At 62.8% G+C, this 11,624-nt stretch carries 7 protein-coding genes and 1 riboswitch; of the genes, 6 read left to right on the forward strand and 1 reads right to left on the reverse strand.

The genetic code is table 11. From position 1 onward, the window contains the following. Positions 1-31: 31 nt before the first annotated feature. The gene (locus tag CPH17_RS01195) at positions 32-1,045 is read right to left on the reverse strand and encodes an ABC transporter substrate-binding protein (protein WP_096297926.1); all 1,014 of its coding nucleotides are present in this window, start codon (positions 1,043-1,045) and stop codon (positions 32-34) included. 62 nt (positions 1,046-1,107) lie between these two features. After that, a riboswitch (cobalamin riboswitch) is annotated at positions 1,108-1,299 on the reverse strand. Between the two features lie 354 nt (positions 1,300-1,653). Here CPH17_RS01195 and CPH17_RS01200 point away from each other — a divergent pair. From CPH17_RS01200 to CPH17_RS01225, 6 genes are read left to right on the forward strand one after another with little or no spacing between them, the layout of a single operon-like run. Then, positions 1,654-3,375 (forward strand): AAA family ATPase, encoded by a 1,722-nt coding sequence (locus tag CPH17_RS01200; protein ID WP_096297928.1) that lies wholly within the window; start codon positions 1,654-1,656, stop codon positions 3,373-3,375. Beyond that, the gene (gene cobO, locus CPH17_RS01205) at positions 3,372-3,965 is read left to right on the forward strand and encodes a cob(I)yrinic acid a,c-diamide adenosyltransferase (protein WP_074396058.1); all 594 of its coding nucleotides are present in this window, start codon (positions 3,372-3,374) and stop codon (positions 3,963-3,965) included. The genes CPH17_RS01200 and cobO overlap by 4 nt, the downstream gene beginning before the upstream one ends. Further along, entirely contained in the window at positions 3,965-5,338 is a 1,374-nt protein-coding gene (locus CPH17_RS01210) for a cobyrinate a,c-diamide synthase (RefSeq protein ID WP_074396059.1), read from the forward strand. The genes cobO and CPH17_RS01210 overlap by 1 nt, the downstream gene beginning before the upstream one ends. Continuing rightward, entirely contained in the window at positions 5,325-6,422 is a 1,098-nt protein-coding gene (gene cobW / locus CPH17_RS01215; RefSeq protein WP_074396060.1) for a cobalamin biosynthesis protein CobW, read from the forward strand. The genes CPH17_RS01210 and cobW overlap by 14 nt, the downstream gene beginning before the upstream one ends. Further along, positions 6,422-10,273, forward strand: a complete 3,852-nt coding sequence (gene cobN, locus CPH17_RS01220; protein WP_096297930.1) for a cobaltochelatase subunit CobN — start codon at positions 6,422-6,424, stop codon at positions 10,271-10,273. The genes cobW and cobN overlap by 1 nt, the downstream gene beginning before the upstream one ends. Continuing rightward, a complete protein-coding gene (locus CPH17_RS01225) occupies positions 10,263-11,411 on the forward strand; it encodes a cobalamin biosynthesis protein CobG (protein WP_096297932.1) in 1,149 nt (382 codons plus the stop codon). Before cobN ends, CPH17_RS01225 begins: the two co-directional genes overlap by 11 nt. The last annotated feature ends 213 nt before the right edge of the window (positions 11,412-11,624 follow it).

Below are 11,624 nucleotides of genomic sequence, written 5' to 3' on the forward strand. Positions count from 1 at the left end.
AGGCACATGAACATGTTAGCCAAAAGAGCCATTAGTCAAAGGTCATCTCTGATAGTGCCTCGGCCAGGGTTTCAAGGCCGTACAGGGTCCGCATGGTGGCGCTCATGGCATGGGCATCCATTTCCACGATGCGGTCGTTTTTGACCGCCGACATTTCCCGGGTCACCGGGTCGTTTTGTAGAAACTCGCGCTTGGTCTCGACATCGTCGGCAGGAAACCGGCGGCGATCCATGGTGGCGATAACCAGTACATCGGGGTCCGCCTGGGCGACCGTTTCCCAGCCAATGGTGGGCCATTCTTCATCGGAGTCAACCACGTTACGAATGCCCAGTTTATCCATCATATAGCCCGGTGCACCCAATCGGCCTGCGATGAACGGGTCGGCTTCGAGCTCGGTGGAGGAGAACCAGAAGGCGGCGGAGAGATCGTCCGGAAGATCCAGGCTACCGGCAAGTTCGATAGCCTCTGCTTCACGGGTCTTGAGGTCGTCTACCAGGGTGTCGCCAGCGTCCTGAACGTCATAGATCACGGCCAGTTCGGTCACTCCTTTATAGATGGAGTCGGACGAAAAGGCCGCTGTTCGCGTGCCGTCGCCGCCGGTGGAGTTATCTTTGGTGTCGCAGTCGGCGGGCATCACGTAGGTGTCGATGCCCAGCTCATGAAACTGATCGCGGGTGGCCACGCTGCCGCTGGGGCCGATATGCCACTCGTACTGAATGGCCACCAGGTCCGGGCGTTTATTCACCACCGATTCAAAACTCGGATCATCATCGGCAAGCCGCTCGATTTTCGCGTTGGCGTCCTCAAACTCAGGCAATACGGGATTGAACCAGACCGAGGTGCCGTTGACCTTGTCGGCCAGCCCAAGCGAGTAGAGAATTTCGGTGGCCGATTGCCCGACGGTGATGGTCCGCTCCGGGGGCGAGGCCACGCTGATCTCTACGCCGCAGTTGGTTAGCGTAAGGGGGTAGTCGGTGGAGGCGTAAGACGCCTGTGCAAAGCCAACAGCGCTCGCGGCGATGGCCGTGGTCAATCTCAACATCATGTACACTCCCGTGCATGATGAGCTCCGCATCCGGACAGACAACACTGACCGAGCCACTTCGCTCAATGTAAGTTATGTCGGCAGTTCTCCTGACTGACGGGTCTTGGCTAGCTCGCCTTCCCAGACGCTATGTCCAGTGGCATCAAAGAGCATCGCTCGCCGCCTACAGTTGCGGGGGCAGTTCCGTTTCGCGGCAAGCCGCGGCGGATTCTCTATTAAGTTCCGTAGGGAACACCGGCACTGGCCATTCTAGATGGCAGGGGGATAGCGAACAACACAAAGCCTAAGGATCTTATGAAACTCCGTCATAAAAGCAATGTTATAACATAATACTTCGAGAGCGTGTAAAAAATCCAGGGGCATTCTTAGCGTCAGCTGATATACGCCTTCGCTAAGTTAATAGCTTGTAACAAATTGGCCTCGCCGCCCTGCCTTCCTCTATACTGAACCCCTTTTATAGTCCCACTTCTTTATGAATGGTTTTATTATCACTCAGCTAGCTACCATGAATCATATTCAAGTCCCAAGCTCCCCTGATCAGTTGGCTAATAGTGGTCAGTTGGCTCATGGTGACCGGTTAGTGGGCTTGGCCAGCACGGGAGGTGCCGGTGAGTGAGTTTCCCTTTGCGGCGGTGGTTGGCCAGGAAGCGCTGAAAACTGCGCTGATTCTTAATGCCATTAATCCGCGTATCGGCGGGGTGCTGGTTAGTGGGCCAAGAGGCAGCGCCAAGTCGACCTTGGCGCGGGCTCTGGCCGCTATTTTACCTGGCGATAGCGACGGGCAGCGTGCTCCTTTTGTGACTCTGCCGCTGGGGGCCAGCGAAGACAGGCTGGTCGGCAGTCTGGATCTACAGAAGGTGCTGGCAAATGGCGAAGCCACCTTTCATGCCGGGCTGCTCGCTAAAGCTGACGGTGGGGTGCTTTACGTGGACGAGGTCAATCTACTGCCGGACACCCTGGTTGATTTGCTGCTGGATGTGGCCGCCAGCGGAACGAACATCGTCGAGCGCGACGGCATCAGCCATGCCCATCCGGCGCGCTTTAGCCTGATCGGCACCATGAACCCGGACGAAGGCGAGCTTCGCCCTCAGCTGCTCGACCGCTTTGGGCTGTGCATCGAGCAGGCCGCGACCATCAGCGTTGAGGAACGTATCGCCATCGTCCAGCAGCGCGAAGCCTTTGACAGCGACCCTGCTGGGGCGGCCCGTGGCTTTGAGGAGGCCCAGGCTGCACTGACCGAGCAGATTCATCAGGCGCAGCGTCAGCTCGCCGAGGTCACAACCCCGTCTTGGGTGTACCAGACCATCGCCTCACGCTGCGAAGCGGCCGGGGTGGAAGGGCTGCGCGCGGATGTCACCTGGCACCGCGCCGCTCGTGCCCACGCCGCCTGGCGCGGCGCTGGCGAGGTGACGCAACAGGATATCGATACCGTTGAACCCTGGGTGCTGGACCATCGGCGTACCCAACCGCCCGAGCAAACCCCGCCGTCTTCGCCGCCGCCGAAGGCACCGCCTTCGAGAGGCGAGGGTGGTTCGTCATCAACGACTACTGCGTCGACCGGCGGATCATCCGAGCAGCGCAGCGAACAGGGGCAGTGGGGCGCGATGCCGCCCCAGGCTCAGTCAACCATCCAGCAGGCGGCGCCTGAACTGGCGAATACGCCAAACGGTTTTGGTCAGGCGAAAACGGCGATGACTTCGGCGTCCGGTGAAAAAGGGCAGGTATCAGGCAAGGGGCGCTCGCGGACTGAAACGTCTCGCCTGGACGGCTTTGCCACCCTGATCGCCAACCGCGGCCAGTGGCCCTGGCGAACGCTTAAAATGCGCAAGACACAGGCCGGGCAGCCAAGGGCGCATCTGGTGTTGCTGGATACCTCCGGCTCTACCCTGGGGCAGCGCCTGCTGGGCCAGGCTAAGGGGCTAGTAGAATCGCTGGTGCGCCAGGCCTACGCGGCACGCGAACAGGTCGCCGTCGTCGGGTTCGGCAACGGCGGCGTGGTGCCGCTGCTCTCCCGGCAACGTGCGCCCAAGCGCGTACAGGCGGCCCTGGAGGCCGCCACCGGTGGTGGCGGCACACCGCTGCGCGAGGCGGTGATCGAGGCCAAACGCCTGATCCATCAGTGGCAGCGACGCGAGCCCGGGCTGCATATTCGTACCTATCTGATTACCGACGGCCGTACCCGCGAATCCGTCGCCGACCTTGGCCCGCTGGGCGACTGTGTCCTGCTGGATACCGAGTCATCGAAAATCAAGCGCGGCCAGGGCGCTCGCATCGCCCAGCAACTTGGGGCGCGCTACGCGACACCTTTTTCTGGACAGGAAACGCCATGACTGACGATCGCCATACCCACCGCATGCAGCGTAAAAAGGACGTGGTCGACGAGCGCATCAGCCGCGCCACGGAAGAGCGCGGGGTGTTGATCCTGCTGAAAGGCAACGGCAAGGGCAAAAGCAGCTCGGCGCTTGGTACCATGGCGCGGGCGCTGGGCCACGGGCAGCGCTGCGCGGTGATCCAATTTATCAAGGGGCGCCGTGAAACCGGCGAGTATTTGTTTTTCCGCGATCAGCCCAACCTTGACTGGCACATCATGGGCCAGGGGTTTACCTGGGAAACCCAGGACCGCGAGCGCGATATTGAAGCCGCTCAGTCGGCATGGGCGGTGGCCAAGGGGCTGCTCGAGAACCCTGATTACCACCTGATCGTCCTCGATGAAATGAGCTACATGTTTAAGTACGGCTACCTCGACCCGCTGCCGGTGGTCGAAGCGCTTAACCAACGCCCCGCGCATCAAAACGTGATCATTACCGGGCGCACCATGGCGACGCCGCTTCAGGAAATCGCCGACACCATCAGCACGGTGCAGGACGAGCGTCACGCCTTTCGTGGCGGTGTTAAAGCCCAGGCGGGGATCGAATACTGATGAGCACACCCACTGCAAGCTGCCCGGCGCTATTTATTACCGCGCCTTCTTCAGGGCAGGGCAAGACCACCTTTACCGCCGCGCTGGCCCGGGCGCTTCGCAACCAGGGCAAGGTGGTGCGCGTGTTTAAAACCGGCCCCGACTACCTGGACCCCCAGGTGCTGGCGCAAGCCGCCGGCCAGCCGGTGGATCAGCTTGACCTCTGGATGGCGGGCGACGCCTACTGCCGCCAGCGCTTTTACGAAGCCGCCCAGACGGCGGACATGATCTTGGTCGAAGGCGCCATGGGGCTGTTTGACGGCGAGCCTTCCAGTGCCGACCTGGCCGCGCGGTTTGGCTTGCCCATGGTGGTAGTGATGGACGTCAAGGGCATGGCGCAAACCGCGGGCGCGCTGCTGGCGGGGCTGGCGGGCTTTCGTGACGATATCCGCATTGTCGGGCTTATTGCCAACAGCTGTGGCTCCGAGCGCCACCGCGAACTGATCGAGACCACCCTGCCGCAGGGTATTCCGTTACTCGCTGCCATCGCGCGCAATCCTGAGCTGTCGCTGCCCGAGCGCCATTTAGGCCTGGTGCAGGCCGACGAGATTCGTGACGACCTGGAAGTGCGCTTTGAGAAGGGCGCAAGTGTTATCGAGGCGGAAAACCTGCCTCAAACGCTGCTTGCGCTGCCGCCGGTGACCTTTACTGCCCCGGCAGACGTCGTGACCGCCGACTTGCCTTCGCTTGCCGGGTGCGCCATCGGCGTGGCCAAAGACGCCGCGTTCAGTTTCATTTACCAGGCCAATCTGGACCTGCTCGAGCAGATGGGCGCGCAGCTGCGCTTTTTCTCGCCGCTCACCGACAGCGCCTTGCCCAGCTGCGATGCGCTGTGGCTCCCCGGGGGCTACCCGGAAATTCATGCCGCGACCCTGGCGGCCAATGCGGCCATGCACGCGGCGATCAGGCAGTTTTTTGCCGACGACAAGCCGATTCTTGCCGAGTGCGGCGGGCTGCTTTACTGCCTGGAAAGCCTGACCGACTACGACGACACCACCCACAGCATGCTCGGCCTGCTGCCGGGTCACGGTGCCATGCGCGGGCGACGGGGCTGCCAGGGGATGCAAACCGCCGCGTTGCCCGAAGGCCCGGTGCGCGGCCATGCCCACCACCGTTCGATGGCCGAGGGAACGCCTGAGCCCATTGCCCATTGCGAACGCCAGCGCCACCCTGCGCCGGGGGAAGCCATTTTTCGTGAGCGTGGATTGACGGCCACCTACTTGCACCTGTTTTTTGCCAACAACCCTGCCGCGATCGCGCTGCTGTTTAGCGGCAAAGCGTCGCCAGCGCGTCAGCCTATCGAATCTGAGGACGAGACCCATGCAGTTAAATAAGATACCCGCCACCGTGGTCACCGGCTTTTTGGGCAGCGGTAAAACCACCCTGCTGGCAAGCATTCTGCGCCAGGTGACCGGCAAGCGAATTGCCGTGATCGTCAATGAATTTGGCGAGCAGGACATCGACTCAAGCCTGCTGCGCGGCTGTGCCCTCGACTGCGAAGATGGCCAGGCGGTGGAAGGCGACGACAGCGGCATTTTCGAACTGGCCAACGGCTGTATCTGCTGCACCGTAGAGGAAGAGTTTCTACCGGTGATGAAAAAGCTGGTCGCCCGCCGCGACGATATCGACCACATTCTGATCGAAACCAGCGGCCTGGCGCTGCCTAAGCCGCTGGTGCAGGCCTTCAACTGGCCGGAGGTGCGCCAGCACTGCACCGTTGATGCCATCATTACCGTGATCGATGGCCCCGCGGTGGCGGCCGGTCGCTATGCCAGCGATGTTGCCAAGGTAGAGGCCCAGCGTCAGGCCGATGAAAGCCTGGATCACGACCCCAGCCTGCAGGAGCTGCTTGACGACCAGCTCAGCGCGGCCGATCTGGTGCTGGTCAGCAAGACCGACCTGTTAAGCCCGGACGAGAAGGCGCGGGTCGAGGCGCTGATCCAGGCGCGTGTGCCGGAATCGGTGAAGTGCCTGTTTATCGATCAAACCCTGGCCACCAATACCGTGCAGCTCGAAGCCTTGATGGGTATTGGCGCGGCCAGCGAAGAGAACATCGACTCGATCACCAATCACCACGACAAGCACCACGCCGAGGGCGCGCATCACGACCACGCCCACGACAACTTTGATTCCTGCGTGATCCGCCTGGGCGAAGTCGACGGCGATCTGCTGGCGTCCAAGCTGCAGCACATTGTCAAAACCCAGGAAATCTACCGCGCCAAAGGCTTCGCGGCGATTCCCGGCAAGCCGATGCGGCGGGTCATTCAAGCCGTGGGTGAACGCCTGGATGGCTACTTCGACCGCCTCTGGGCGGAAGGTGAAACGCGTCAAACCCAACTCGTCATCATTGGCAAAGCGCTGGACAGCGACGCGCTGCGCGACGCGCTTGCCGAAGCAGAGGTCAAAACCGCCGCCTAATGCACCTTTTTGCCGCCAAACCCGGCGGCTTTGTTGATGATGAAGGCATTGTCGATCTTCAACAAAGCCCCGCGGATGTCGTGATTCTCTCGGCCGCCGACAGCAACCTCTCGGCCCTGGCCCAGGCGATCGATCGCCTGGGCGAGCGCTATCCGTCGGTGCGTCTGGCCAACTGGATGAACCTGGTCAAGCCCGCCGCCTACGACCTCTATGAGGATCGGGTGCTGGAAAAGGCGCAGTTGGTGGTCGTGTCGATGCTGGGCGGCCAGGCCTACTGGCAATACGGCTACGAACGCCTGTTGGCCTGGCGGAATGCCAAGCCCGGCCGCCAACTGATTCTGGTGCCGGGCTGCGACGCCCCGGACGATGCGCTGCTGGAAGCCTCGAGCGTCGACTATGACAGCGCCTACCGGGTGTGGCGCTACCTGCGCGAAGGCGGCGTGGATAACGCCGAACAGCTGCTGCGCTACCTGGGCAGCGAATGTCTTGAAATGCCTACCATCTGGAAGGAACCCAAGGTGGTGCCCGCGGCGGTGATCTATGCGCCAAGCGATGCCGCAAGCCAGACGGGGCGCCAAGTGATGAGTCTGAGCGAATGGCGGGCCAACCAGCGGCCGGAGCGGCCAGTGTGTTTGCTGCTGTTCTACCGCAGCCATTTGCAGGGAGCCAATACCCTGGTCGTCGACGGCATGATCGAGGCGCTTAAAGGGCAGGGGCTCGAGCCACTCGCCATCGCCGTTGCCTCCTTGAAAGAGGCCGACTGCATCGCGTTTATCAACCACCTCATCGAGCAGACCGGCGCCATGCTGGTGGTCAATACCACCAGCTTCTCGATCAACCGCAATTCCGATGACACCTACCCGCTGGGCGGCGCGATTCCCGAGAGCGTCTTCGTCGGCCAGCCGGTGATCCTGCAGGCGATCCTTTCCAGCAGCACCGTTGAGGACTGGCAGGCCTCAGCCGCCGGGCTGAGAAGCCGGGATGTGGCGATGCAGATTGTACTGCCCGAAATGGATGGCCGGGTGATCACCCGGGCGGTGGGCTTCAAGGCGGAAGCGCTTTATAACGAGCGCAGCCAGCTATCGGTAACCCACCATGCCCTGCACCCGGAGCGTGCTGAGTTTGTCGCCAAGCTGGCGCGCCGGTTCTGCCACCTGCGCACCATCCCCAATCACGCCAAACGGCTGGCGCTGGTGCTGGCGAATTACCCCAACCGCGATGGCCGGATTGGCAACGGCGTGGGGCTGGATACGCCCGCCTCGACGCTGCAGATATTAACTGCGCTGCAAACCGCGGGTTACCCGGTCAGCGATCTGCCCGACAGTGGCGATGACCTGATTCGCCTGCTGCAGGGGGCGGTGACCAACGACCGCAACGTCATCGACCAGCGCATGTGCTGGCAAAGCATTAGCGTTGACGACTACCTGGCCTGGTTCCAAACTCTGCCCGCCGAACTCCAGGAAACGGTATGGACGCGCTGGGGCGCGCCCGCTGATGACCCCAAATGCCGCCAGGGGCGTCTGATGATCTCGGGGATCCGGCTGGGGGAGACCTTCGTGGGTATCCAGCCCGAGCGCGACTTCATCGAGGACCTGACCCAGTCCTACCACGATATGCAGCTGGCACCGCCGCACAGCTACCTGGCGTTCTACTTTTGGCTGCGCGAGCACTACCAGGTGGAAGCGGTGATTCACGTGGGCAAGCACGGCAACCTTGAGTGGCTGCCGGGCAAAAGCAGCGCCTTGAGCGCCGACTGCTGGCCGGATATCGCGCTGGGCCCGGTGCCGCATTTCTACCCGTTTATCGTCAACGACCCGGGCGAGGGCGCTCAGGCCAAGCGGCGCAGCCAGGCGGTGATTATCGACCACCTGATGCCGCCGCTGGCCCGCGCTGAGCTGTATGGCGATATGGCCCGGCTGGAAGCGCTTACCGACGAATATTACCAGGCGCTGGATATGGATCCCCGGCGCGAGGCGTTAATCCGCGAGCAGATTTTGGCGCACCTGCGCGAGACCGGCATCGACCAGGAACTGACCAAAGCGGTCGACAGCCAGGATGAAGCGCTGATCCTGAACGAGCTGGATACCTTCTTATGCGACATCAAGGAATCGCAGATTCGTCACGGTTTGCACATTCTCGGCACGCTGCCGCCCCAGGATAAAGTGGTCGGTACTTTGGTCGCCCTGCTGCGCTTGCCCAGGGGGGAAAGCATTGCCCAGCGCGGCCTGCTGCATAACCTGGCCGATGACCTGGCCCTGCAGGGCGAAAGCCAGACGCCCTTTGACCCGCTGAAGGCCGACGCCGAGCCCTGGATGGGGCCTCGGCCGAGCGTGCTGCGCGAGCTGGATAGTGCCGCCTGGCGCAGCGGCAACGACACCCGCGAGCGGCTGGAAGCGCTGGCCCACCAACTGGTCGAGGATTACGTGATCGCGCCGGGCAGCCTGGAGACGTTGGCCGCCAATTATCCCGCCACCGCCGAGCAGCTGCGCTACGCCCGGGATCAGCTGTGGGTGGCGCTTCAGCAGAGCGCTAAGCTTGAAATCAGCTCGCTGCTTGACGGGCTTAGCGGCCTGTTTGTGCCGCCGGGGCCCAGCGGCGCGCCCAGCCGTGGGCGGCTGGATACGCTGCCCACCGGGCGCAACTTCTTCAGCGTGGACAACCGCTCGATTCCATCGCCCGCTGCCTGGACGCTGGGCGAAAAATCCGCCCAGGCGTTCGTCGAGCGCTACCTGCAGGACAACGGCGACTACCCCCGCCGCCTGGGGCTTTCCATCTGGGGCACCGCCACCATGCGCACCGGCGGCGATGACATTGCCCAGGCCTTTGCGCTGATGGGCGTGCGCCCCATCTGGTCGCTGGGCTCCCAGCGGGTGATCGATATCGAGGTGATTCCCTCGATGCTGCTCAATCGCCCGCGGGTGGATGTCACGCTGCGGGTCTCCGGCTTCTTCCGCGATGCGTTTCCCAACGTGATCCGGCTGTTCGATGCGGCGGTACAGGCGGTGGCGAGCTACGCCGAACCGGGCAACAGCAATACCATCCGCGATGCGGTAATGGCCCGCCAGCAGGTGCTGGAAAGCCAGGGGCTGAGCCCCGAGATGGCCGCCCAGCAGGCGGGCTATCGGATCTTTGGCAGCAAGCCGGGGGAGTACGGTACCGGCCTGAACCGGCTGATCGACAACGGCGCCTGGGAAAATGCCGATGACCTGGCACAGGCCTACCTGGACAACGGCGCCTACGCCTACGGGCAGTCTGCCGAGTCCGGCACCGCCGCCCCGGATGCCTTCGAGCAGCAGCTGAAAGGCCTGGAAGCGGTGATGCAGAATCAGGATAACCGTGAGCACGATATCCTCGACTCCAACAGCTACTACGCCTTCCAGGGCGGCATGGCCAATGCTAGCCGGTCGCTGAGCGGGCAAACCCCGGCGATCTACCACGCCGACCACGCCAACCCGGCCCAGCCCAAGATTCGCACGCTGAAAGAGGAGCTTGCCAAGGTGATTCGCTCGCGGGTGCTCAACCCCAAGTGGATCAACGCCATGCGCGAGCACGGCTATAAAGGCGGCTTCGAGATGGCTGCCACGGTCGACTATCTATTCGCCTACGATGCCACCACCGACCTGGTCGCCGACTACCAGTACGCCCAGGTCACCGACGCCCTGGTGCTGGACGACGCTAACCAACAGTTCCTGCGCGAGCATAACCCCTCGGCGCTGGAAGAAATGGCCGAACGCCTGCTCGAAGCCGCCCAGCGCGGCATGTGGCAGTCGCCCGGTGAGCAGGGCGAGGCGCTGAAAGACCTGCTGCTGGAAATGGACGAGGCCAAGGAGGTCGCGGCGGATGTCGGCTGAGCCTCGCATCAAAGGCTGGTGCCCCGGTGCCTGGCAACCGATGGCAACCGGCGATGGCTTACTGGTGCGCGTGCGCCCACGGCTGGGCCAGCTCGAACGTGGCCAGGTGCTTACGCTGTGCGATGCGGCGGAGGCCTACGGCAGCGGCTTGATCGAACTGACCAGCCGCGCCAATCTGCAGTTGCGCGGCGTCACCGAGGCGAGTTGGCCTGCGCTGATGGAGACTCTGGTCGCCCGCGACTTGATCGATGCCGACCCGGAAGCGGAGCGTCGCCCGCAAATTCTATTGGCTCCCGGCTGGCAAGCGGGAGACGATACCCATAAAATCGCCAGCGCGCTTAACGACCTCTGGCACGAATTGCCGGTGGTGCCCGCCAAGGTCGGGATCGCCATTGATGCAGGCAAGGCGCCTGTACTGGGCGATGCCTCGGCGGACTTTCGTGTCGAGCGCGCCGAGTCGGGCGGCCTGCTGGTGCGCGCCGACGGTTATTCGTCAGGCACCGCTGTTCACTCGATTGACGCCGCCGTGGCGCAGCTTATCCGCCTGCTGGCGTGGTTTGTCGAAAGTGGCGGGTGGGACAGCAAGCGCATGCGGCGCCATCATGTGCCGCTGCCTGACTGGGCCCCGTCCAACGCACGGCCCGCGGAAACGGGCAGCCAGTTGCCCCTTGGCAAGCACGCCCACGGCGCGGTGTATGGCCTGCCGTTTGGGCGGGTGCCCGCTAGGGTGCTATGCGCTGCGGTGACACCTGCTGACGTCACCGCCCTGCAGGTGACGCCCTGGCGGCGCATCTTGGTCGCAGGCGCCAGCGCCGAGGCCATCGACGGGTTGATCAGTGACGAACAGGACGCCCGCCTGCGCATTGATGCCTGCCCCGGCGCGCCCTATTGCGAGCAGGCAAGCGTCGCCACCCAGCCGCTTGCCGAGCGCCTGCGTGGGGTTGCCCAGGGTGCAGTGCATGTATCCGGCTGCGCTAAGGGCTGTGCGCGCCGCGCATCGGCTGACGTTTGCCTGGTCGGCGAGGCTGGCCGGTTTAATCTGATTGTTAATGGTGGTGCCGATAGAACGCCGTTTAAAACAGGCCTCACCGAGAGTGAGGCGTTGGATTTAGTAAGAAAGCTCAGAGTAAGCAGTTAGGTTTATCGAAGTTAAAATTTTGGCTTACATACTCGGTAGCTGAGTGACAGGGCAGGTTGTAGCGAGGGTCTTTTTCCATGGCTGGAAAATGTTCCAGACATTTCCGGCATTTCCGCCATCCATGGCGGTCAGATGGAAAAAGTAGCGCCCAAGGATGGGTTCACAGCGCCCTCGCGGAAACCTGCACTGGCACGGTTGCCTGGCAGACGACCA

Origin of the sequence: Halomonas sp. hl-4, from assembly GCF_900215475.1 — a bacterium.
GTDB lineage: Bacteria > Pseudomonadota > Gammaproteobacteria > Pseudomonadales > Halomonadaceae > Vreelandella.